The 20,398-nt window shown below is 66.3% G+C and carries 23 protein-coding genes and 2 pseudogenes; 12 read left to right on the top strand and 13 right to left on the bottom strand.

Features of this window, described 5'->3' with window-relative positions:
* Positions 1–10: 10 nt before the first annotated feature.
* From DFR43_RS04005 to DFR43_RS03990, 4 genes and pseudogenes are all read right to left on the bottom strand, one after another.
* Positions 11–1,036: an L-threonylcarbamoyladenylate synthase gene (locus DFR43_RS04005; RefSeq protein ID WP_133596123.1), complete on the bottom strand. Its 1,026-nt coding sequence runs from the start codon at positions 1,034–1,036 to the stop codon at positions 11–13.
* Positions 1,033–2,247: a 5-(carboxyamino)imidazole ribonucleotide synthase gene (locus tag DFR43_RS04000; protein WP_133596067.1), complete on the bottom strand. Its 1,215-nt coding sequence runs from the start codon at positions 2,245–2,247 to the stop codon at positions 1,033–1,035. Before DFR43_RS04000 ends, DFR43_RS04005 begins: the two co-directional genes overlap by 4 nt.
* Positions 2,244–2,747, bottom strand: a complete 504-nt coding sequence (purE, locus tag DFR43_RS03995) for a 5-(carboxyamino)imidazole ribonucleotide mutase (RefSeq protein WP_133596066.1) — start codon at positions 2,745–2,747, stop codon at positions 2,244–2,246. Before purE ends, DFR43_RS04000 begins: the two co-directional genes overlap by 4 nt.
* 114 nt (positions 2,748–2,861) lie before the next feature.
* Positions 2,862–2,960: pseudogene (locus DFR43_RS03990) on the bottom strand (IS5-like element ISCARN85 family transposase); the annotation flags it as partial.
* A gap of 169 nt (positions 2,961–3,129) precedes the next feature.
* Between DFR43_RS03990 and DFR43_RS03985 the strand changes: the two are divergent.
* The 3 genes and pseudogenes from DFR43_RS03985 to DFR43_RS03975 form a co-directional block, all read left to right on the top strand.
* Positions 3,130–3,381: a type II toxin-antitoxin system ParD family antitoxin gene (locus DFR43_RS03985; RefSeq protein ID WP_133596122.1), complete on the top strand. Its 252-nt coding sequence runs from the start codon at positions 3,130–3,132 to the stop codon at positions 3,379–3,381.
* The gene (locus DFR43_RS03980; protein ID WP_133596065.1) at positions 3,378–3,707 is read left to right on the top strand and encodes a type II toxin-antitoxin system RelE/ParE family toxin; all 330 of its coding nucleotides are present in this window, start codon (positions 3,378–3,380) and stop codon (positions 3,705–3,707) included. Before DFR43_RS03985 ends, DFR43_RS03980 begins: the two co-directional genes overlap by 4 nt.
* A 26-nt stretch (positions 3,708–3,733) precedes the next feature.
* Positions 3,734–3,904 (top strand): annotated as a pseudogene (locus DFR43_RS03975) (integrase core domain-containing protein); the annotation flags it as partial.
* Positions 3,905–4,042: 138 nt separating this feature from the next.
* Here the strand turns inward: DFR43_RS03975 and DFR43_RS03970 are convergent.
* From DFR43_RS03970 to DFR43_RS03945, 7 genes are read right to left on the bottom strand one after another with little or no spacing between them, the layout of a single operon-like run.
* Positions 4,043–6,748: a DEAD/DEAH box helicase gene (locus tag DFR43_RS03970; protein WP_133596064.1), complete on the bottom strand. Its 2,706-nt coding sequence runs from the start codon at positions 6,746–6,748 to the stop codon at positions 4,043–4,045.
* Positions 6,745–6,951: a hypothetical protein gene (locus DFR43_RS03965; RefSeq protein ID WP_133596063.1), complete on the bottom strand. Its 207-nt coding sequence runs from the start codon at positions 6,949–6,951 to the stop codon at positions 6,745–6,747. The genes DFR43_RS03970 and DFR43_RS03965 overlap by 4 nt, the downstream gene beginning before the upstream one ends.
* On the bottom strand, positions 6,948–7,469 hold the full coding sequence (locus tag DFR43_RS03960; protein ID WP_133596062.1) for an ATPase: 522 nt from the start codon (positions 7,467–7,469) through the stop codon (positions 6,948–6,950). Before DFR43_RS03960 ends, DFR43_RS03965 begins: the two co-directional genes overlap by 4 nt.
* Before the next feature lie 2 nt (positions 7,470–7,471).
* On the bottom strand, positions 7,472–7,636 hold the full coding sequence (locus tag DFR43_RS13610) for a hypothetical protein (protein WP_164499689.1): 165 nt from the start codon (positions 7,634–7,636) through the stop codon (positions 7,472–7,474).
* Positions 7,629–7,931, bottom strand: a complete 303-nt coding sequence (locus tag DFR43_RS03955; RefSeq protein WP_133596061.1) for a type II toxin-antitoxin system RelE/ParE family toxin — start codon at positions 7,929–7,931, stop codon at positions 7,629–7,631. The genes DFR43_RS13610 and DFR43_RS03955 overlap by 8 nt, the downstream gene beginning before the upstream one ends.
* On the bottom strand, positions 7,931–8,137 hold the full coding sequence (locus DFR43_RS03950) for an addiction module protein (protein WP_068606257.1): 207 nt from the start codon (positions 8,135–8,137) through the stop codon (positions 7,931–7,933). The genes DFR43_RS03955 and DFR43_RS03950 overlap by 1 nt, the downstream gene beginning before the upstream one ends.
* A 39-nt stretch (positions 8,138–8,176) precedes the next feature.
* On the bottom strand, positions 8,177–9,871 hold the full coding sequence (locus tag DFR43_RS03945) for a site-specific DNA-methyltransferase (RefSeq protein ID WP_133596060.1): 1,695 nt from the start codon (positions 9,869–9,871) through the stop codon (positions 8,177–8,179).
* A 258-nt stretch (positions 9,872–10,129) separates the two neighbouring features.
* Between DFR43_RS03945 and trxA the strand changes: the two genes are divergently transcribed.
* Positions 10,130–11,086 carry a thioredoxin gene (gene trxA / locus DFR43_RS03940; RefSeq protein ID WP_133596059.1) on the top strand — a complete coding sequence of 319 codons (957 nt, stop codon included), beginning with the start codon at positions 10,130–10,132 and terminating at the stop codon, positions 11,084–11,086.
* A gap of 1 nt (position 11,087) precedes the next feature.
* Here the strand turns inward: trxA and DFR43_RS03935 are convergent, their stop codons facing one another.
* Positions 11,088–11,810 (bottom strand): GntR family transcriptional regulator, encoded by a 723-nt coding sequence (locus DFR43_RS03935; protein WP_133596058.1) that lies wholly within the window; start codon positions 11,808–11,810, stop codon positions 11,088–11,090.
* 118 nt (positions 11,811–11,928) lie between these two features.
* On the opposite strand from DFR43_RS03935, the gene DFR43_RS03930 reads away from it, so the two are divergent.
* The 8 genes from DFR43_RS03930 (at position 11,929) to DFR43_RS03895 (ending at position 19,822) form a co-directional block, all read left to right on the top strand.
* Positions 11,929–13,302 (top strand): Rieske 2Fe-2S domain-containing protein, encoded by a 1,374-nt coding sequence (locus DFR43_RS03930; protein WP_133596057.1) that lies wholly within the window; start codon positions 11,929–11,931, stop codon positions 13,300–13,302.
* Positions 13,299–14,777, top strand: a complete 1,479-nt coding sequence (locus DFR43_RS03925; RefSeq protein WP_133596056.1) for a glutamine synthetase family protein — start codon at positions 13,299–13,301, stop codon at positions 14,775–14,777. The genes DFR43_RS03930 and DFR43_RS03925 overlap by 4 nt, the downstream gene beginning before the upstream one ends.
* Positions 14,777–15,100 (top strand): 2Fe-2S iron-sulfur cluster-binding protein, encoded by a 324-nt coding sequence (locus tag DFR43_RS03920; protein WP_133596055.1) that lies wholly within the window; start codon positions 14,777–14,779, stop codon positions 15,098–15,100. The genes DFR43_RS03925 and DFR43_RS03920 overlap by 1 nt, the downstream gene beginning before the upstream one ends.
* 124 nt (positions 15,101–15,224) lie before the next feature.
* Complete coding sequence (locus DFR43_RS03915; protein ID WP_133596054.1) at positions 15,225–15,806, top strand: GbsR/MarR family transcriptional regulator; 582 nt, start codon at positions 15,225–15,227, stop codon at positions 15,804–15,806.
* A 20-nt stretch (positions 15,807–15,826) separates the two neighbouring features.
* Complete coding sequence (locus DFR43_RS03910) at positions 15,827–17,191, top strand: cytochrome ubiquinol oxidase subunit I (protein WP_133596053.1); 1,365 nt, start codon at positions 15,827–15,829, stop codon at positions 17,189–17,191.
* Position 17,192: 1 nt separating this feature from the next.
* Positions 17,193–18,188 (top strand): cytochrome d ubiquinol oxidase subunit II, encoded by a 996-nt coding sequence (locus tag DFR43_RS03905; RefSeq protein WP_133596052.1) that lies wholly within the window; start codon positions 17,193–17,195, stop codon positions 18,186–18,188.
* A gap of 79 nt (positions 18,189–18,267) precedes the next feature.
* Positions 18,268–18,648: a diacylglycerol kinase gene (locus DFR43_RS03900; protein WP_133596051.1), complete on the top strand. Its 381-nt coding sequence runs from the start codon at positions 18,268–18,270 to the stop codon at positions 18,646–18,648.
* Between the two features lie 4 nt (positions 18,649–18,652).
* Complete coding sequence (locus DFR43_RS03895) at positions 18,653–19,822, top strand: MFS transporter (protein WP_133596050.1); 1,170 nt, start codon at positions 18,653–18,655, stop codon at positions 19,820–19,822.
* A 69-nt stretch (positions 19,823–19,891) separates the two neighbouring features.
* Here DFR43_RS03895 and DFR43_RS03890 read toward each other — a convergent pair whose 3' ends face one another.
* Positions 19,892–20,395 carry a copper chaperone PCu(A)C gene (locus DFR43_RS03890; RefSeq protein ID WP_133596049.1) on the bottom strand — a complete coding sequence of 168 codons (504 nt, stop codon included), beginning with the start codon at positions 20,393–20,395 and terminating at the stop codon, positions 19,892–19,894.
* Positions 20,396–20,398 lie beyond the last annotated feature (3 nt).

Genomic DNA, 20,398 nt, shown 5'->3' with positions numbered 1-20,398 from the left:
TGAAAATCGGCTAGGCGGCGGCGCGCTGCAGGCGGTCGCGCACGCCGTCCCAGGCCGGATCGTCCGGCGGCGCCTCGACCCAGATCAGGCGGGTGTCTGGCGTGTCCAGGGTCCGCAGCATGGCGAACAGCTCGTGGGCGCAAGCGCCGGCCTGCGCGGGCATGCGCGCCAGCCGCACGTGATGGCTGCGACTGGTCACCGGGGCGCGGCTGTAGACCGCGATGTGGCGTGCGTCGGGGCCAAGCACGTCCAGCGCGGTCTGAATGTCGGCGGCCGACATCAGGCGAACCCGCGCCCGGGGCGCATAGTGCGAGGCCAGCGTGCCGGAGGCCCGGGGGGCGGCCGCGTCGCGCGTGGCCAGCGGCTGGCCAGCGACGCGTTCGAGCTCGCTGGGCGCCAGCATGCCGGGGCGCAGCAGCACGGGGCGGCCGCGCGAGCAGTCGATGATGGTGGACTCGATCCCCACGGCACAGGCCCCCCCGTCGAGGATGACCAAATCTTCCGGGCCGAGCAGGCCCTGAAACTCATCGACCACGTGCGCGGCCGTGGTGGGGCTGACCCGCCCGAAACGGTTGGCGCTGGGCGCGGCCAAGCCCCGGATGCCCGACGCCGCGCAGGCGCGCAGCAAGGCCTGGGCCACCGGGTGCGAAGGGCAGCGCAGACCGATCGAATCCTGTCCGCCGGCGGCGGCCTGGGCCACGCCCGGCTGGCGCGGCAGGATGACCGTCAACGGCCCCGGCCAGAAAGCCTGCATCAGGCGCTGGGCAAACGGGGGAATGTCGCGGGCGTAATGGGCCAGCGGCGAATCGGGCGCGGCTTCCTCGCCGGGCGCAGGCGCGGCCACGTGGACGATGAGCGGATGGTCGCTCGGCCGGCCTTTGGCGGCGAAGATGCGGGCCACGGCGGCAGGTTGGTCGGCATCGGCGGCCAGGCCATACACCGTTTCGGTGGGCATGGCCACGAGGGCGCCGCGTTGCAGCGCCTCCACGGCCTGGGCCAGCGCCCGCGCGTCGGCGGGCTGGGGCGCAAGGGTCAGGCCCACGGCGCGATGCCGAGGATCTCGGCCGCTTGCTGCGCCGTGGCCCGCACCTGCTGAGCCGTGGCGCCGGTGATGTTGAGATGGCCCATCTTGCGCCCCGGCCGGGCGCTGAGCTTGCCATACAGGTGCAGATGGGTGCCGGGCAAGGCCAGGATGGCCGGCCAGTCGAGGGTGCGGCCGCGCCCGTCGGCATCGAACCACAAATCCCCCAGCAGATTGAGCATCACCGCCGGGCTGTGCTGGCGCGGGGCCACCAGCGGCAGCCCCGCCATGGCGCGGACCTGCAGCTCGAACTGCGACACGTCACAGGCGTTGAGCGTGTAGTGGCCGCTGTTGTGCGGGCGGGGCGCCATTTCATTGACCACCAGCGCGCCCTGCGGGCTGCCGTCGTCGATCACGAAATATTCCACGCACAGCACGCCCACGTAGTGCAGCTGCTCGGCAATCGCCTGCGTGGCGGCGATGGCTTGCTGGGCCAGCGCGGTGGGCAGGTGGCCGTCGAACACCTCGGTCACGGCCAGAATGCCGTCGCGGTGGATGTTGCGCTGCGGCGGGAAATGCACCATCTGGCCATCGGCCCCCCGGGCCACGATGACGGACAGCTCGTCTTTGAGCGCCAGGCGCTGCTCCAGCACGCAGGGGACTTGGCCCATCTGCGCCCAGGCCGCGGCCAGTTCGGCGCGGCTGGCCACGCGTGCCTGCCCCTTGCCGTCGTAGCCCAGGCGGGCGGTTTTCAGGATGCCGGGCAGCAAGGATTCGGGCACGGCCTGCAACTGGGCCGCCGTTTCGATGACGGCATATGGCGCCGGCCCCACGCCACCGGCCTGGGCACAGGCTGCAAAGTGGGCTTTTTCGGCGATACGGTCCTGGGCGATGGCCACGGCCTGGGCGCCGGGGGCCACCGGGCGGTGCGCCGCCAGCGTCATCAGCGCCGGGGCGGGCACGTTTTCGAATTCGGTGGTGATGGCTTCGCAGCGCTGCATCAGCTGCGCCAGGCCCTGCTCGTCCTCGTAAGGGGTTTGGATGTGGTAATGGCAGACCAGGCCGGCGGGGCTGGCCGGATCGGGATCGAGCACGGCGGTGAAGTAGCCCATGGCCTGGGCGGCCTGCACGAACATGCGGCCCAACTGGCCGCCACCCATCACGCCCAGGGTGGCCAGCTGACCGTTGGGCGTCACCTGCCCGGGCAACACCGGCTTGTGGCTCATGCCCCCTCCGGCGGGGGGACGACCATCGCCCGGGCCGCTTCGGTCTGCGCGGCGCGGAAGGCTTGCAGCTTCTGCAACAGGGCCGGGTCTTCATTGGCCAGCATGGCCACGGCAAACAGGGCGGCGTTGGCCGCGCCCGCCGGGCCAATCGCAAAGGTGGCCACCGGAATGCCCTTGGGCATCTGCACGATGCTGTGCAGCGAATCCACGCCCGAGAGGGCTTTGGTCATCACCGGCACGCCCAGCACCGGCACGGGGGTCTTGGCCGCCAGCATGCCCGGCAGGTGGGCAGCCCCCCCGGCACCCGCCACGATGGCCTTAAGCCCCCGCGGGCCTGCGCTCTCGGCGTAGGCAAACAGGTCATCCGGCATGCGGTGGGCCGACACCACCCGCGCCTCGTGGCTCACACCGAATTGTTTGAGAATCTCGACGGCGTGCTGCATGGTGTCCCAGTCGCTGCTGGACCCCATGACCACGCCCACCTGCACCGTTGGGCTCATGGCTGCTCCAAAAGCGGCCATTTTACGATTGGGGCAGGCTGGCCGTTCAGCGGCCGTTTCAGGAATGTGAGCCTTGGGCAGCCCCAGAGAGATAGGGCGCGGGCTTAGGGCCTGTCAACACAAACTACGTAGGCCGTCGGCCACCAGCACGAAGCTGAGAAAGCCCAGGAACATCAAATCGAGCTTTTCGAACCGTGAGAAGATGCGGCGGTAACTCTAACCGCAATTGGTGTTAACACGCCCTAATCGCAGTGGTCGGCGGCCCAGTTCATTGCAGATGAGTATCCCGCTGACGGTTGTTCTATTGTTACGGTCGAGGAGGACGCACATGGCTCGTTTGACCCAGTTTGTCAAATTTTGCCAAATAATCCACACTTACGCCATGAGCACGATGAACATTTCCCTCCCCGATAGCCTGAAGTCCTTCGTGGACGAACAGGTCAGCCAACGCGGTTACGGCACGATCAGTGAATACGTGCGCGAACTCATCCGCAAGGATCAAGACCGTCTGCAACTGCGCAACCTACTGTTGGCCGGAGCTGTCTCGGCCCCTGCGGCACCAGCCGATGTCAGCTACTTCGAAGGCTTGCGTGACCGGGTGCGTAAGGCTGCCAAACCCGCTGCCAAGGCGTGAAGGCCAAGCCCGTCATCCCGCGCGAGCAGGCCAACCGGGATGTGGACGAGGCAGTCGCGTATTACCTGAGTGAGGCGGGCGAAGCCGTGGCACTCGGCTTCATCGATGCGCTGGAGAAAGCTTACGGGCACATTGGTCGCCACCCGGCCACAGGTTCTCCACGCTACGCCCATGAACTCAACCTGCCGGGCCTACGCGCTTGGCCGCTGACGCGCCACCCATACCTCGTATTCTACGTCGAGCGTCCGGACCACATCGATGTGTGGCGTCTGCTGCACGGACAGCGGGATATCCCGGCGTGGATGCAGGAGCCCGACGGCGTGTGATGGTCGGATCGCCAGGGGGGTAATCCCCCCGAAAAACCAGCCGTGCGCTCTTGGCCTGGACTCAGAGGAACGGGATAAGCCACATCCTGATTGAGCCGGGCAAGCCGATGCAAAACGGCTACATCGAGAGCTTCGACGGCAAGTTCAGGGATGAATGCCTGAATGAACAGTGGTTTGAATCGTTGCCACAGGCGCGGTAGCCCATTGCGCGCTGGCGGTGCTGCTGGCAGTGAGCAGGAAAAACTTCGATTAACCTTCAACCCCGGACTTCTCAATCCGTTCGAAAAAAGCCGGTGGGTAGCAGCGACCCTTTCGGCGAAGCTGCCGCGCGTTGCTCACTTCAGCCGCTCCTCGATCCACTCCCAACGCTTGTCCTTGACCATGACAAAGCGGCAGCGCCCGCCAGACAAGCTGGCCCACAGCTCGCCGATCATGCGGTCGTCCGTAGCAGCTTCCCAGCGGTCCGCGCCCTTGTACTCCACCGCCAGAACCGGGCCGGGCTGGTCGGCATCGCCCGGTAGCTGGCACAGGAAGTCAGGGTAGAAGCGCCCATCGGCTTTTTGCAAGAAAAACGAGCAGCCTTCGCGTCGCACCAGGTTACGCACCCAGAACTGGATGCGTCCCTGCTGTGCTTGAATGTCCAGCCAGCAGGCGCACTCGAACTCCTCCTTGCTGTCGAAGTCGCCGATGCGGCCGTAGAAGTGCTTGCGGAAGTCGAAGTGCCCGAAACGACCGTCATAGTCACGGCTGGGCGCATAGGCCTGCGCGTGGAACTCAAAGGCGTATCGATCGCTCACCGCCACCCGATCCGCCGCGCCTTCGCCGAACAAGGTTTGCTGGTAGGCCCGCCCTACTGCCTGCCGGCGCAGTTCGCGGATGCGTGTTTCGAGCAGATTGCGGATCAAAAACTTCTGCAGGTTCGCGCGCGCCAGCGTGAAGCCCTCGCAGCGCAAAAGCTCGCTTAGCCACTTGGCCACGAAAGCCAGCTTGCTCGCGTGGGTGAGTGACGGCTCCGGCAAATTTCGGCACAGCCACGTCGCGAGGCGTACCTCGTCCCAGTGCTCGGGCTGATAGACCAGCCCCAGGTCACGCTGCAAATCGGGTAGGAATCGCGAGACGACTTTGCCGCTCTCGCCATCGACATCGATCTCGCCGCCTTCGGAGACCTTGAGGCCCGCGCCCAGCGCGGTGATGTCGTCACCTGTCGGCGCGGCGTCATACGTCGACAAGTCCCACGGGTAGTCGAGAACCTCCGGGTCGTCGAACAGTTGCAGCTCACCCTGCACGCGCAAGGCCAGCTGTGGCACGCGGAAGCGCTCCCCCAACTCGGCCGGCGTCTGGAAGAACTCGATGGCCGTTGTCCGGCTGATCTCAGCCGCGCGGGCGATGGCCGCCGCCGCCGAATCGCTGGTTACCGAGGCCTTGAGCACTTCGGTCTCGTCCTCGGTAAGCGGCGTGGTGATGGTCAACGTGTTGAGCTTGCCGTCCCAGCTCACCTTGTCGCGCACCGGCTTGGGCACTCTCTTGAGATCGGGCTTTTCCGTCAACGTGATCGCCACTGGCCGAACCACAACGCGCCCGGCGTGGCCTTCCAAGTCCAGCCGCGCCTGCTCAGCCTTGGCTGCGGTGACGAACTCGGTCACCTCCCGTCGTTCGAAGCCCGCGCCCGCCACCAGACGGTCTCTCAGCGCACCTGCCGTCTCGGCAAAGTTGCGTGAGACCACGAAGGCGTAGGACTGATTCAACGCCTTGGCCTGCCGATGGCTGGCGCCGGGTTGACGCAACACGCGCCCGAGCAACTGCTCCACTGCCGTGGCCGATGACAGCGAGGCCATGCTGACCAGGATGTAGGCAAACGGGCAGTCCCAACCCTCGGCCAACGCCTTCTGGGTGATGACGAACTTCACCGGGCAGGCCGGGTCGGCAATGCCCAGCTTGTAGTCGGCGTCGATTCTCTCCAGCCCCTTTTCCTCGCCGGTGGCCACGACGATCTCGCTGGCCGGAATGCCGTGGTTGGAGATCAGCTCGTTCTTCACGCGCTCAACGTCCAGCGTCTCCACCCCCGCGCGTCGTGGCTCCGCCTGAATCAACACCAGCGGCCGCAGGTAGGAGCTGCCCGCGCGGCGTTCCTCATCGGCCAGCTTGTGCAGGGCATCGCGCCGGCCGATGGCGTCGGCCAGGCACTGTTGCCAGTTCGGCTCGGTTTCCAGGACCACGGGCAGCTTGATCATTTCCTCCGCCTTCAACTCGGCGGCGGAGACGCTGTGCAGCACGTTGCTGGGCGTGCGCTCCAGGTCGGGCGTGGCGGTCAGCTCCATCACGCCGCTGGGGCGGAAGCGCGCCAGCATGTCGAAGGCCAGTTCGGTGCGGTTGTTGTGTGCCTCGTCCACCACCACGAAGGGCCGGCGCAGCCGCAGCACGTTGGCCAGCGAGCACGGCGTCGTGCGTTCGGCACCTTCGCCGTCGCTCAATAGGCCGTCGCGCTGCGTGGGCGACAGGTTGTCGAAGTGGTGCATCAGCGCGCCGCTGCTCTGGTACACCTTGCGGGACTCTTCGTCCTCCACCTGAAACGCCTGCCGGGTGGCGACGATGATCGTGGTCGAGGTGTCCAGCGTCGCACGGGTCACGCTCTTGGCCTCGTCGAGATCCATCACCGTGATGGGCCCGGCCTCGCGCAGCGCCGCGTGGTACGGATGCAGCCGGTCGCGCAGGGCCCGCAAGGTCTGCTCGCGGATGGGCTTGCTCGGCACCAGCCACAGGATCACGCTGTGCTCGCAGCGCAGCAGATGCGTGTTGACCAAGGCCACGCTCTTGGCCGCCAGCCAGGTCTTGCCGCCGCCGGTGGGCACGCGCAGGCAGAAGTACGGCATGTCGGGCGGAAAGCCCGAAAGCGGGTTGTACGCATTGCCACGCCCCCACAGCCGTTCCGTGGTGGCGGTGAAGGCGATCGACGGCGACGGCAGCTCGTGGCAGGCCTTGAAATAGGCCTCGACGCTGTCGAGCACCTGCTGCTGGTAGGTCTTGGGCGCAAAGGTCGTCATGGCTTGCCCTCGGGGGTGGTCGCGGGCATCGCGCCCGCGTTCGGCTGTGGCCGGATGCGTTGCAGCACGCCATCGCGCATGACGATGAGCTCGGTCCCCGTCTGCGCCGCCAGCTCGCGCGCCCGCCGCGCCGCTCGCAGCAGGGCTGGCCACGAACCCCGCAAATCCGCGCTCTTGGCCTGATCGATCGTCTTACTGTTCATCGTTCGCTCCAGTCCAGCAATACCGGCATCTCGCCCGAGTTGTCATACAAGGCCCAGGCATCCACCGCCGGCGCGTAGTGTTGACGAAAATTGGCCAGCCCGGCCTCGAAGCGGCGCCGGATCACCGGCTCTGGGATGTCATGGCCGCCCTGCCGAACCCGCTGCTGCACGCGCCCCACCGCCTCGTCGGCGCTGCCAAGCTGCAGGAAGATCAGCTCCACCCAATAGCCCGCCTGCTGCCAGCGCCGGATATGGCGCAGGTACGCCCGGCCCGACAGCGTCGTCTCGAACGCGAAGCTGCGCCCTGCCCGGAAATGCCGCTCCAGCTCCTCGAGCATCAGCCGCCCGGCCTGCACGGCGGCCGTCTGCGGCGCAAAGGGGGCGAGCCCCGCAGCAATCAAATCGGCGTTCACAAAAATGGGGCAGCTTGCCTCGTTGGGCAGAAACTCGCGCGCAAAAGTGGTTTTTCCCGCCCCGTTCGGCCCGGCGATGATGATGACTTTGCGCTGTGGCCCCATGCTCACACCTCCAGCGCATAAGGCGTCTGCTTGAAGGTGATGCCCTCGCGCGTAAGCCGCGCACTGCCTAGCCGGCAGGCGGCGGCGTAGATCACCTTGGGGCCGGCAAACGGCGGCAGCACGTCGAGCCCCCGCTGTTGGTGGCGTTTCGCTGCGAAGTTATTCATGGCGGTCGATGCGATCGATCCAGTATTCCGGATTGCGGTGCTGGTGCGCGACTGCCAACACAACGATGCGTTCGCCACGAACCACGTAGAGCATTTTGTAAGGGAAGCGGTTGAACACAAACCGCCGCACCGGATCGATCTCGACTTGCCAAGCCAAGGGGCGTTCCAGAATGCGCCTGGCGGCCACCATGGCCTCGTGCTGAAAAGCCGCGCCCAAGCCGCGTTGCTGCCATTCGTGGAAACGCTTGGCCTCGGCCATTTCCGCGCGGGCCACCTTGGCGAAAACAAGCTCCATCACAAGTCCTTGAAGGCCTCTTCCATCGAAACGCACTCGAGCCGGCCTTCGTCGTAAGCCTGCAAGCGACGCAATGCCTCTTCCTGCCAAACCCGATCCACCGCCGGGTCGGGCTTGTCGAGACTTTGGTGCAGCAGCTCAATCAAGGCATAGCGTTCCGATGCCGTCAAATGCAAGGCGCGCTCGATGATTTCTGCGGTACTCATGGCGTACTCCTCACGCGGGTAACAGGGGTCAGGACTATGCTACACCGCCAGCACGTAAGGCGTTTGCTTGAAGGTGATGCCCTCGCGCATAAGCCGCGCGCCGCCCAGCCGGCAGGCGGCGGCGTAGATCACCTTGGGGCCGGCAAACGGCGGCAGCACGTCGAGCACCGCGCCGGTGAGCACATTGCCGCCGGCAACCGATTTGTCCTTGAGAATGCCGTTGTAGAGCAGGTAGATGGCGCGGCCTTCAAACACCCCCAAGAGCGGCGAATATTTTTCTCCCCGCTCCCCCCGGGAGAGGGGTTGGGGGAGGGGGAAGCCCGTGCCGGTTTCGGCAAACCAGACGAACTCCGCGAGCTGCGCAAAGGTCACATCGCGGCGAATCTGGCCGTCGGCATCAAAGAGGGGCTCGGCCGATAGGCGGCAGAACTGAAAGCCGCCGCCCAAGCCTGCGACGGCTTTCTCCCCTCGCCCGCTGGCGGGAGAGGGGCCGGGGGTGAGGGCGCTTTTGCTGTAGCCTTGTGCCACGCGCCGCACACGCTCGGCGGTGACGTTTTGGGCGATGTTCTCATCCATTTCCACGAGGATGAAGCGACGCTTGCCGCCATCTTCGGCGTTTTGCTTGAGCACCGCGTGGGCTGTCGTGCCGCTGCCGGCGAAGCTGTCGAGGACGAGGGAATCCTTGTCGGTGGCGATTTGCAGGATGCGCTGAAGTAATTTTGTTGGCTTTGGCGTTGCAAACAAATCGGTTTGCTCGTGCAGTATCCCTCGTAGCTCTTTCTTGCTCTGCTGGTTATCGCCCGCAAGGTCTGAAGAGAACCAGGTGGTTGGAACCATACCCCCAGAAACTTCGGAAAGAAATCGTTTCAAGCGTGGCATTGCCGCACCATTTCGGCCAAACCATATGCGGTTTTCGGCCAATAGTCGCTGAAAAGTTTCGCGTGGAACTGACCAGCTTCTACCAGCCGCTGGCGTGACTTCACGTCCACTGGGTAATTTGATTGGATAAAAGTCGTGCTCTCGATACTCGCGTCGAGTCAAATCGCTGGATGTCCACGGCCCTCGCGGATCATTGTCAGGATTTTCGTAACGCGCATCTGCTTTTTCGGTACGTGCAAGTCGTGCGAATTGGCAAGAGCGCTTGTTCTTCCCGTAACAGACTAAGTAGTCATGTACTGCCGTGACTAAACGCTCATCATTGTCTGGAGAGACTCTCTTTTGAACGACGAACGTGGAAATAAAATTCCCTGCCCCAAAAATCTCATCCATCAACAACCGCAAGCTGGCCACTTCGTTGTCGTCGATGGACACGAAAATCGCGCCGTCCTCGCGCAGAAACTGCCGCAGCAGCACCAAGCGCGGGTACATCATGCACAGCCAGCGGTCGTGCCGATCCAGCGTCTCGCCTTCCTTGCCGACCACTTCGCCCAGCCATTTCTTGATCTCCGGGCTATTCACGTTGTCGTTGTACACCCAGCCTTCGTTGCCGGTGTTGTAGGGCGGGTCGATGTAGATGCACTTCACTTGGCCCGCGTAGCGCGGCAAGAGGGCCTTCAAGGCGTGCAGGTTGTCGCCCTGCACGATGAGGTTGCCGCCAAAATCGCCCTCTCCCCCGGCCCCTTTCCCTGCGGGCGAGGGGAGCGATAGTTGCGGCACGGGCTCCAAGAGGCGAAACGGCACTTCCTTGTGGTGTTTGACGACGACTTCCTTGCCGATCCAGTTCAGTGTTGGCATTGACGCCCATTCCTTCAAGCGTTGCCCGGTGGCATCTGGCCACCGGGGCAGTGTTGGTCATTTTCGCCAGCGCCCCAGCCGGCGCACGGGCAGCGACTGGGCCGTATGAGACTTGCAAAATCTATCAGCTTATCGCATGCGCCTGCCGCGGATTTTCGCAGCCGATGGCTTCAGCCGATGGCGGTTCCGTAAGACAATGTGGCCGTTGCCCGCGCGCGTGTGCGGCCCCATATTCAGTGATTTGCAGTCTTTGACACCATGATCGACGTCACCCTTGCCAACTTTGAGACCGAAGTCATCGAGGCTTCCCACGCCGTGCCTGTGCTGGTCGATTTCTGGGCGCCGTGGTGTGGCCCCTGCCGTTCCCTGGGCCCCGTGCTGGAGAAGGTGGAGGCCGCTTACGCGGGCCGCTTCAAGCTGGTGAAGATCAATTCCGACGAGGAGCAGCAGCTGGCCGCGGCGTTTGGCATCCGCAGCATTCCCACCTGTGTGCTGATGGTGGGCGGTCAGCCGGTGGATGGCTTCATGGGGGCGCTGCCCGAAGGCCAGGTGCGCGCGTTTCTGGACAAGCACCTGCCCAGCGAAGACGACTTGCAGGCGCTGGCCCAGGCCGATGAAGCCCAGCAGCTGGCCGAAGCGGGCGATGCCGAAGCCGCCCTGCGGCGCATGGCCGACGCGCTGGCCCAGGCCCCCGACAACCAAGATTTGCGCTTTGACTACGTCAAGCTGCTCATCGGGCAGGGGCGCCTGGGCGAAGCCGCCGCGGCGCTGGCCCCGGCCTTGTCGCTGATTCCGGTGCCGTTGCGCTTCGAGGCGCTGGCCCAGTGGCTCAACGCGCTGGAATTCGTGGCCAACGACCCGCGCGGCCAGTGGCCGCTGGAGCGTTTCGACGAAGCCATCGCCCAGAACCGGCGCGACTTCGACGCCCGCTTTGCCAAGAGCCGGGTGCTGATCGCCCGTGGCGATTGGCCCGCGGCCATGGAAGAGCTGCTCGAAATCATCATGCGCGACAAGACCTGGGCCGAAGAAGCCCCGCGCAAGACCTATGTGGCTCTGCTGGAGCTGCTGACCCCGCCCAAGCCCAAGGCCGACGCCGGGCTGCCGGGCAAAAGCGCCGGCGGCATCGAGCTGGCGGGCCAGACGGCGGTGCAGCAGGACCCGCAGGCCGAGCTGGTGTCGCGCTACCGGCGCAAGCTGAGCATGGCGCTGAACTGAGTCAGCCCCCCATCACCAGCCGGATCACCGGCATCACCTGCTCGGCTTCGCTGCGTCGCGCCAGCGCCAGGCGCAGATTGGTCTGCGCCACTTCGGTGTGCTCGACGGCCAGCGCCTGGGCACGGGCGCCTTCGCCGCGTTTCATCGCTTCCACCAGCATGTGGTGCTGGCGGTGGGCATAGAGCATCCAGTCGCGGTCCACCGCCAACGAGCCCTGCATGGGCAGCATGGCCGAGGCCGAGGCGAAAGGCAGTTTGTCGTTCAGCGCCACGGCACGCTGCAAGGCCCGGTTGCCGCAGGCTTCCAGAATGAGGGCATGCAGGCGGTCGTTCATGGCGGTATACCGCGCATAGTCTGCCATCGTCAGCGGGTTGTTGGCCAGGGCGGCATCGCCTTCGGCCAGGCAATCGTCGAAGGCACGCGCCAGCTGGCGCGAGACGCCATGCTCGGTCACCAGCCGTGCGGCCATGCCTTCCAGATGGCCGCGCACGGCAATGGCATCGGCCACCTCGCTGGCGGTGAAGCGCCGCACCACATAGCCGCCGTTGTCGTGGGTTTCCACCAGCCCTTCCTGTTCCAGCGCCACCAGCGCGGCCCGCACGGGGGTGCGGGAAGCGCCGAGCCGCTCGGCCACCTGCTGTTCGGCCAATCGCTGGCCGGGCTCGAAATCGCCGCGAAAGATGCCCTCGCGCAGTTGCAGCAACACGGTTTCTTGCACGTTCATGGGAACGACTGTACACTGAAAACGCACAACGGTATACCGTGATGTCCTCGCGGCGCGGGTTCACGGGGTTGCCGCTCACACCCCCCTTTTTTGTCCAGAGGGCCATGCAGGAGATGCCATGAAAGCCGAACAAAACGAACTGCTCACCCGCATCGGCCCCGGCACCCCATGCGGCACCGTGCTGCGCCGCTACTGGCAGCCCGTGGCGCTGCGGGAGGAATTCGACCCCGCGCACGACCCGCGCATGGCCGAGCGGCCGCTCAAAGCGGTGCGGCTGCTGGGGCAGGACATGATCCTGTTCAAGGACGGGCAGGGCCGCTGGGGCCTGCTGGACCGCGACTGCCCGCATCGCAATGCCGACCTGGCCTACGCCCGCCACGAAGGCGATGGCGTGCGCTGCCCTTTCCACGGCTGGAAGTTCGATGCCACGGGCCGCTGTCTGGAGACGCCGGCCGAGCCGTTGGGCAGCACCCTGTGCCAGCGCGTGCGCCAGCGCAGCTACCCCGTCATCGAGCAAAGTGGGGTGCTGTTCGCCTGGTTGGGTGAAGAGGGCCAGCAGCCCCCCTTCCCGCATTTCGATTGCTTCGCCGCGCCGGACACGCACGTGTTTGCCTTCAAGGGCTTGTGGCACTGCAACTGGCTGCAGGCGTTCGAGGTGGGCATCGACCCGGCGCACACTTCCTTCCTGCACCGTTTCCTCCACGATGCCCCGCTGGAGGCCATCGGCGACAACGCGGCCGGCAAGCAGTTCCGCAGCGCCAGCCTGGGCGAAGCCGACGGCGAGCGCTGGCCCATGACGCGCATCATGCGCGAGTTCCACCGGCCCGACATCCGCTTCGAGCCGCGCCCCTGGGGCTTCCAGATCACCACGCTGCGGCCCATGACGGACGAACTCACCCACGTGCGCGTGACGAACGAGATCTTCCCTCATACCTTCGTGATCCCGCTGTCGGAAACGCTCACCATCACCCAGATGCACGTGCCGGTGGACGACACCCACACCTACTGGTACGCCTTTTTCACCAGCTTCGACAAGCCGGTGGACAAGGCCGCCATGCGGGCCCAGCGGGTGCAGTTCATCGAACCGCCGCTCTACCTGCCCAAGGCCGGGCGCCACAACCAGTGGGGCTTCAACCCGACCGAGCAACGGGAGCAGACTTACCTCGGCATGGGCGAGGAAGACATCAACGTGCACGACCAATGGGCGGTGGAAAGCATGGGTCCGATCCAGGACCGTACCCGCGAGCACCTGGGCACGACCGACAAGGTCATCATGGCCCACCGCCGGCTGCTGTTGCAGGCGATAGAAACCGTGCAGAACGGCGGCCAGGCCCCGGGCATGGCCGACCCGGCGCTGCACGCCCAGATGCAGGGCCCGGACACGGTGGACGGCATTGCGCCGGCAGGCGAATGGGCCGAGTGGTGGCAGCAGCAGGCGCGCGCCAAGCGCGAACGCGCGCCGTGGCAGGCCGGTATCCAGACCGCCGCATGACCGATTTCGCCACCCGCTGCGGCGTGCAGACGCCCGAGCGCCAGCGTGCCATCGAGGCCGTGCTGCAGGCCATCGAGGCCCAAGGGCTGGAGCAGGTCCGCGTGGCCTGGTGCGACCTACACGGCTTCACCCGCAGCAAGGCGCTCATGGCCGGTGCGGTGAAGCAGGCCTTGCGTTCCGGCGTGGGCATGGTGTCCACCCTCTTGCTCAAAGACACGTCGGACCGCACCGCCTGGCCGGTGTTCCAGCCCGGCGGCACCGACGGGCTGCCCGGCTTCGGCCAGGCCAACAACGTGGTGCTGCTGCCCGACCCGGCGAGCTTTCGCGTGCTGCCCTGGCGCGAGCGCACCGGCTGGCTGCGTGCCCAGGCCTGGTTCGCCGACGCCACCCCTGTGCCCTACGACAGCCGCCGCCTGTTGCAGCGCGCGCTGGACCGCCTGGCGGCGCACGGCTACGGCCTGCGCTGCGGGCTGGAGGTGGAGTTCCACATCTACCGCATCACCGGTACCGAGGCGCAAACCGATCCGCACCGCGCAGCCTGGCCCGGCGAGCCCCCCGAAGTGGCCATGATCCACCCCGGCTATCAGCTGCTCTCCGAAGCCTGGCTGGACAGAGCCGACGAGCCCCTGCGCATCGTGCAACGCACCGCCCAGGCGCTGGGCTTGCCGCTGCTCTCGCTGGAAGCCGAAATGGGCCCGAGCCAGGTGGAGGCCGTGTTCGACGTGACCGATGCGCTGACCGCCGCCGACCAGATGGTGCTGTTCCGCAACGCGGTGAAGATGGCGCTGCGCGACGCCGGCTACCACGCCACCTTCATGTGCCGCCCGCCGTTTGCGCACATCATGTCCAGCGGCTGGCATTTGCACCAGTCGCTCAGCAGCCTTGCCACCGGCGCCAACGCCATGGTGCGAACGGAGCCCTTGGCCGGCAGCACCGCGCGGGATGCCCGCCACACCTTGTCGGACGTGGGCGCTCACTACCTGGCTGGCCTGCTGGAACACGCCCGCGGCATGGCCGTGTTCTGCACCCCCACCGCCAACGGCTACGCGCGTTTTCGGCCCCACGCGCTGGCGCCGCAGTCGGTGCAGTGGGGGCGCGACAACCGGGGCGCCATGCTGCGCGTCATCGGCGGCGCCAACGATCCGGCCACGCGCATCGAAAACCGCATCGGCGAATCCGCCGCCAACCCCTACCTCTACCTGGCCGCGCAGATCGAGGCCGGGCTGGACGGCATCGAACGCCGCCTGACGCCGCCCCCGGCCACCGAAGACCCGTATGGTGCCCAGGCCACCCCGTTGCCCGCCAGCTTGGGGGAGGCGCTTGATGCCCTGCAGGCCGATACCGTGCTGGCCGGGCGCATCGGCGCCGACTGGGTGGCCTACCTCACGCAGATCAAACGTCTGGAGTGGCAGCGCCTGCGCGATGCCGACGACCCGGACGCTTTCCAACGCCGCGAATACTTCAGCCGATTCTGATGATCACCGTCACCCTCATTGCCGCCACCGGCACCGAATGCACCGTCCAAGCCCGGCCCGGCCAAAGCCTGATGCAGGCCGCCATCGCCGCCAACGCCCCCGGCATCGAAGCCGACTGCGGTGGGCTGCTCACTTGCGCCACCTGCCATGTGTACGTGCGCGAGCCGTGGCACGCGCAATTGCCTCCGCCCAGCGCCGATGAGGACAGCATGCTCGACTTCTCCGCCGCCGAGCGCCGGCCCAACAGCCGCCTGAGCTGCCAGATCGCGCTGACGCCCGCGCTCGACGGGCTGGTGGTGGACGTGCCGCCGACCCAGTACTGAGGCCCCGCCGCCAGCCCCGCGGGCGCAGCCCCCTGGGGCCCAGAACGCTCCAGGCAAAACCCTTGCGACACGCGGGGTTTTGCAGCTTCCTAGAATTTCAGAAATTTCTGAAATTACGGGAATCATGGAACTCACGCCACTCACCCAATCCTTCATCCACCATTTCGGCGAAATGGGCAGCCGCTGGGGCATCAACCGCACGGTCGGGCAGATTTATGCCCTGCTGTTCGTGGCGCGCCGCCCCTTGTGCGCCGACGACATCACCGAGGCGCTGGCCTTTTCGCGCTCCAACGTGAGCATGGGGCTCAAGGAGCTGCAATCGTGGCAGTTGGTCAAGCTGCACCACATCCCCGGCGACCGGCGCGAGTTCTTCGAGGCGCCGAAAGACGTCTGGGAAATCTTCCACACCCTGGCCGAGCAGCGCCGCCGGCGTGAAGTCGAGCCCACCCAGAGCATGCTGCGCACCCTGCTCATGCAGCAGCCCGCCAGCGAAGACGAGGCCTACGCCCAGCAGCGCATGAAAGAGATGCACGACCTCATCGAACAGCTCATGAACTGGTTCGACGATGTGCAAAAGCTCTCGCCCGAGACGGCGCGCCAACTGATGGACATGGGGGCCAAGGTGTCGCGGGTGCTGGAGTTCAAAGACCGGCTCATGGGCAAAGGGGCCGCCGCGCCCAGCCCCCAGGCCCGCAGCGCGGCATGAACCTGTGAAGGAGTGCTTCCATGGAATTCGACACCCTGCTGCTGTCGCGCATCCAGTTCGCGGTCAACGTCAGCTTTCACATCCTGTTTCCCACCATCACCATCGCGCTGGCGTGGTTCTTGTTGTTCTTCCGCATCCGCTTCGTGCAGACGCGCGACCCGGCCTGGGAGGAGGCCTATTACTTCTGGACCAAGGTGTTCGCGCTGACCTTCGCGCTGGGCGTGGTCTCGGGCATCGTGATGAGCTTCCAGTTCGGCACCAACTGGCCGGGCTTCATGGAGTTGACCGGCAACATCTCCGGGCCGCTGCTGGGCTATGAGGTGCTGACGGCTTTCTTCCTGGAGGCGAGCTTCCTGGGCATCATGCTGTTTGGGCGGGGCCGGGTGAGCGAGCGGGTGCACATGGCCGCCACGCTGTTCGTGGCGGTGGGCACCACGCTGTCGGCGTTCTGGATCTTGAGCCTGAACTCCTGGATGCAGACCCCGGCCGGTTACGACATCGTCAACGGTGAGTTCATGCCGGCCGACTGGCTGGCCATCATCTTCAACCCCTCCTTCCCCTACCGGCTGGCGCACAAGCTGCTTGCCTCGGCGCTGACGGCCTCCTTCCTCATGGCCGGCCTGTGCGCCTGGCAGTTGCTCAAGGGCAGCGCCACCCGTGGCACGCACAAGGCCCTGCGGGCGGCGGTGGCCGTGGCCGTGGTGGCCATGCCGCTGCAATTCCTGGCCGGTGACCTGCACGGGCTCAACACGCTCAAATACCAGCCGGCCAAAGTGGCCGCCATCGAGGCGGTGTGGGAAACCGAGCGCGGCGCGCCGCTGGTGCTGTTTGGCATCCCGGACGAAGCCGCCCGCACCACCCACATGGCCGTGCAAATCCCCAACCTGGCCAGCCTGATCCTGACCCACCAATGGGATGGCGAAATCAAAGGGCTCAATGAATTCGAGGGCTCGCACCCGCCGGTGGCGCCGGTGTTCTACGCCTTCCGCTTGATGGTGGGCGTAGGCATCCTGATGCTGATCGTGGCCTTGTGGGCGGCCTGGAAGCTCTGGCCGCAGCGCCGCGCGCCAGACACCCGACTGTCGCGCCCGCTGCTGTGGGTGCTCTCGGGCATGGCGTTTTCGGGGTGGCTGGCCACGCTGGCTGGCTGGTACGTGACCGAAATCGGCCGCCAGCCCTACGTGGTCTATGGCCTGCTGCGCACGGCCGACGTGGCCACGCAGATTCCCCCCGCCTACGTGGGCCTGACGCTGACGGCCTACCTCGTGGTCTATGGGCTGCTGCTGGTGGCCTATGTGGGCGTGCTCAAGCACATGGCCGAACACCCCAAGCCCACGGGCTTGACCGCCCCGACCGATGCCAGCCTGGGCAAAGCAGGAGCCTGACATGACCATGGCCGAATTCCTTCCCTTCTTTTTCATGGCCGTCATGGGGCTGGCGCTGCTGGCCTACGTGGTGCTCGATGGCTACGACCTGGGCGTGGGCCTGCTGCTGCCGCGTGCCAGTGATCCGCAGAAAGACACGATGATCGCCAGCATCGGCCCGTTCTGGGACGCCAACGAAACCTGGCTGGTGCTGGGCGTGGGCGTGTTGCTGGTGGCCTTTCCCAAAGCCCACGGCCTGGTGCTGCAGGCGCTGTATCTGCCGGTGGCGCTGATGCTCATCGGCCTGATACTGCGTGGGGTGGCCTTTGACTTTCGCGCCAAGGCGCCGGCCCCGTACAAACCGTTCTGGAACCGGGCGTTCTTCGCCGGCTCGCTGCTGGCAGCACTCGCCCAGGGCTGGATGCTGGGCAGCTACATCACCGGGTTTGAGCGCAGCGTGCTGGGCTGGGTGTTCAGCTTCGGCATTGCGCTGACGCTGCCGGCCGCTTACGTGATGCTGGGCGCGGGCTGGCTGATCATGAAAACCGACGGCGAATTGCGCGACCATGCCGTGGCCTGGGCACGCGCCGCCTGGTGGCCGATGGCGCTGGCGTTGGCCGCCATTTCGGTGGCCACGCCGCTGGTCAGCCCGGCGGTGTGGGACAAATGGTTTGGCCTGCCGGAGGTGTTCATGCTGTTGCCGGTGCCGCTGATGTGCGCGCTGGCGCTGTTTGCCATCCACTGGGTGGTGCGCCGCCCCAGCGTGATCGAGGCCGGTTACGGCTGGCTGGTGTTTGCCAATACGGTGCTGGTGTTCGTGCTGGCCTTTTTCGGGCTGGCCTACAGCCTGTTCCCAGACGTGGTGGTGGGCCAGATGACCGTGTGGGAGGCAGCTGCCGCCACCGAATCGCTGTGGTTCACCTTCATCGGCGTGGCGCTGACGCTGCCCGTGATCATTGCCTACACGCTGTTCATGTACAAGGTGTTCTGGGGCAAGGCGCGGGCGCTGAGTTATTGATGGGCCAGGCTCCGCGTTCATGCGCCGTTCATGTGGGCGCGGGTAGGATGCAGGGTTTTGGGCTTTACCCGATCGACCCATGACCGACCAGCCGATGCACAAACGCCGCGGCCTCAGCCGCATCTGGCACGCCTGCCTGTACTCGCTCAGTGGCCTGAGGGCGGGCTGGCACGAGCCGGCGTTCCGGCAGGAACTGATTCTGGCCGCGCTGATGCTGCCGGCCGCCTGGGCCTTGGGCCGCAACTGGGTGGAAACCGTGGTGCTGATCGCGGCGCTGGTGTGGGTGCTGGTGGTGGAACTGCTCAACACCGCGGTGGAGTCGGTGGTGGACCGCGTGGGGCTGGAATGGCACGAACTGTCCAAGCGGGCCAAGGACATGGGCAGCGCGGCGGTGCTGCTGAGCCTGCTGCTGTGCGCCGGCGTGTGGCTGACGGCGCTGATCAACCGCTGGTGGCATTGAGCTTATGTGGCACACCCTGCGCACCCTGCCGCGAACCGTCTGGTTGATCGGCCTCATCAGCCTGGTCAATGACAGCGCCAGCGAGCTGCTCTATCCCCTCATTCCTTTGTACCTGGCCTCCGTCCTGATGGCGGGGCCCAAGGCGCTGGGCATCATCGAGGGGATTGCCGAGGCCACGGCCAGCTTGCTCAAGCTGTTTTCGGGGGTTGTGGTGGACAAGACCCGGCGTTCCAAGCCGTGGATGGTGGTCGGCTATGCCTTGGCCGGGTTTGGCCGCCCGTTGATGGCCTTGGCCGGCTCGTGGTGGGTGGTGCTGTGCATCCGGTTTGCCGACCGCGTGGGCAAGGGCCTGCGCTCCTCGCCCAGGGATGCCCTGCTGGCTGCCAGCGTCGCGCCCGAGCACCGGGGGCTGGCTTTCGGCATCCATCGGGCGATGGACAATGCCGGCGCCGTCGTTGGGCCCCTGCTGGCGTTCGGTCTGCTGGCGCACGGTGTGGCGCTGCAAGACATCTTTTTATGGTCCATCGTGCCGGCGCTGGTGTGCCTGGGCCTGACCTTGAGCATTGCGGAGCCGCGGCAAGCGCCTGTGGCCGCGCCGATGCGATTCGACTGGCGCCTGCGCGACATGCCGCGCGCCTTCAAGCATTTTCTGCTCGTGGTGCTGCTGTTCACGCTGGGCAACTCGTCCAACATGTTCTTGCTGCTGCGTGCCAGCGAGCTGGGGGTGCCGCCGGCGCAAATTCCGCTCTTGTGGGCGGCGGTCTCTGGCGTGGCCATGGTTTTTTCCGCGCCGTTGTCGGCGCTGTCCGACCGCTTGGGGCGTGTCCGCCTCCTCATCGGGGGCTATCTGGCTTATGCCGCCATCTATGCGATCCTCGGCATGGTGACCGTCAGCCTCCCGTTGCTGTTTGGGTTGTTTGCGGCTTATGGCTTGTTCATGGCCGCCACCGAGGGCGTGGAAAAAGCCCTCGTGGCCGATGTGGCCCCCGCCGAGCGCCGCGGCACGGCGTTTGGCTGGTTCCACCTGGTCAGCGGCCTGGGCCTGCTGCCGGCTTCGGTGGTGTTTGGCTGGCTGTATCAGGCCTGGGCGCCTTGGGCGGCGTTCGCGTTTTCTGCCGGCTGCGCGGCCGCCGCGGCGGCCTTGCTGGCGGGCTTGCCAGCGACGCGCCGCTGAAGGGGCGGCGCCGTGCCGGGCGCCACCCGATGGCCCGATCAGGCCCCAGGGCGTGAGGCCGCTGCGGGTTCAGTGCTTGTGCCCGCCGTGCCCGGCCGGGGCCTGGGGCTGGCCATGGTGGCCGTGCCCGCTCTGGCCACTTGCCAGCGCGCGCACCGGCGCTTGGATCTGTTGGGTGAAGCGCAGCTGGTTGGCGTCTTCAAACACCAGCGTCAGCGGCACCGTGTCGCCGGGCTTGATGGCCTGTTTCAGGTCCATCAGCATCACATGGAAGCCGCCGGGCTTGAGTTCTACCGTGCGGCCTGCGGCCAGCTCCAGGCCAGGGACGGCGCGCATCTTCATGACGTTGTTCTCCATGGCCATTTCGTGGATTTCGACCACGCCGGCCACTGGCGACTCGGCCGCCACCAGCCGGGCGTTTTGCGTGGCCGTCAGGCGCATGAAGGCGCCCGTGGCTTTCTGCTGCGCCACGGTGCCGCGCACCCAGGCGTCTTCGATGGTGATTTGCACCTGCGCCCAGGCTTGCGCCGTGATGGCCAGCAGGCCGGCGATGACGAATCGTTTGATGCTCATGGT

This window comes from Tepidicella xavieri (genome assembly GCF_004363315.1).
Taxonomy (GTDB): Bacteria; Pseudomonadota; Gammaproteobacteria; order Burkholderiales; family Burkholderiaceae_C; genus Tepidicella; species Tepidicella xavieri.
The sequence above is the reverse complement of the archived record's forward strand: the minus strand, read 5'-3'. Positions and strand labels throughout refer to the sequence as shown.

What these genes read in the sequence shown, in the direction of transcription:
- DFR43_RS03920 (WP_133596055.1), top strand. Translation starts at nt 14,777, where the DNA reads ATGATCACCGTCACCCTCATTGCCGCCACCGGCACCGAATGCACCGTC.
- DFR43_RS13610 (WP_164499689.1), bottom strand. Translation starts at nt 7,636, where the DNA reads ATGAATAACTTCGCAGCGAAACGCCACCAACAGCGGGGGCTCGACGTG.
- DFR43_RS03890 (WP_133596049.1), bottom strand. Translation starts at nt 20,395, where the DNA reads ATGAGCATCAAACGATTCGTCATCGCCGGCCTGCTGGCCATCACGGCG.
- trxA (WP_133596059.1), top strand. Translation starts at nt 10,130, where the DNA reads ATGATCGACGTCACCCTTGCCAACTTTGAGACCGAAGTCATCGAGGCT.
- DFR43_RS03900 (WP_133596051.1), top strand. Translation starts at nt 18,268, where the DNA reads ATGACCGACCAGCCGATGCACAAACGCCGCGGCCTCAGCCGCATCTGG.
- DFR43_RS03970 (WP_133596064.1), bottom strand. Translation starts at nt 6,748, where the DNA reads ATGACGACCTTTGCGCCCAAGACCTACCAGCAGCAGGTGCTCGACAGC.
- DFR43_RS03910 (WP_133596053.1), top strand. Translation starts at nt 15,827, where the DNA reads ATGGAATTCGACACCCTGCTGCTGTCGCGCATCCAGTTCGCGGTCAAC.
- DFR43_RS03955 (WP_133596061.1), bottom strand. Translation starts at nt 7,931, where the DNA reads ATGGAGCTTGTTTTCGCCAAGGTGGCCCGCGCGGAAATGGCCGAGGCC.
- DFR43_RS03930 (WP_133596057.1), top strand. Translation starts at nt 11,929, where the DNA reads ATGAAAGCCGAACAAAACGAACTGCTCACCCGCATCGGCCCCGGCACC.
- purE (WP_133596066.1), bottom strand. Translation starts at nt 2,747, where the DNA reads ATGAGCCCAACGGTGCAGGTGGGCGTGGTCATGGGGTCCAGCAGCGAC.
- DFR43_RS03905 (WP_133596052.1), top strand. Translation starts at nt 17,193, where the DNA reads ATGACCATGGCCGAATTCCTTCCCTTCTTTTTCATGGCCGTCATGGGG.
- DFR43_RS04000 (WP_133596067.1), bottom strand. Translation starts at nt 2,247, where the DNA reads ATGAGCCACAAGCCGGTGTTGCCCGGGCAGGTGACGCCCAACGGTCAG.
- DFR43_RS03895 (WP_133596050.1), top strand. Translation starts at nt 18,653, where the DNA reads ATGTGGCACACCCTGCGCACCCTGCCGCGAACCGTCTGGTTGATCGGC.
- DFR43_RS03965 (WP_133596063.1), bottom strand. Translation starts at nt 6,951, where the DNA reads ATGAACAGTAAGACGATCGATCAGGCCAAGAGCGCGGATTTGCGGGGT.
- DFR43_RS03960 (WP_133596062.1), bottom strand. Translation starts at nt 7,469, where the DNA reads ATGGGGCCACAGCGCAAAGTCATCATCATCGCCGGGCCGAACGGGGCG.
- DFR43_RS03945 (WP_133596060.1), bottom strand. Translation starts at nt 9,871, where the DNA reads ATGCCAACACTGAACTGGATCGGCAAGGAAGTCGTCGTCAAACACCAC.
- DFR43_RS03925 (WP_133596056.1), top strand. Translation starts at nt 13,299, where the DNA reads ATGACCGATTTCGCCACCCGCTGCGGCGTGCAGACGCCCGAGCGCCAG.
- DFR43_RS03915 (WP_133596054.1), top strand. Translation starts at nt 15,225, where the DNA reads ATGGAACTCACGCCACTCACCCAATCCTTCATCCACCATTTCGGCGAA.
- DFR43_RS03985 (WP_133596122.1), top strand. Translation starts at nt 3,130, where the DNA reads ATGAGCACGATGAACATTTCCCTCCCCGATAGCCTGAAGTCCTTCGTG.
- DFR43_RS03950 (WP_068606257.1), bottom strand. Translation starts at nt 8,137, where the DNA reads ATGAGTACCGCAGAAATCATCGAGCGCGCCTTGCATTTGACGGCATCG.
- DFR43_RS03935 (WP_133596058.1), bottom strand. Translation starts at nt 11,810, where the DNA reads ATGAACGTGCAAGAAACCGTGTTGCTGCAACTGCGCGAGGGCATCTTT.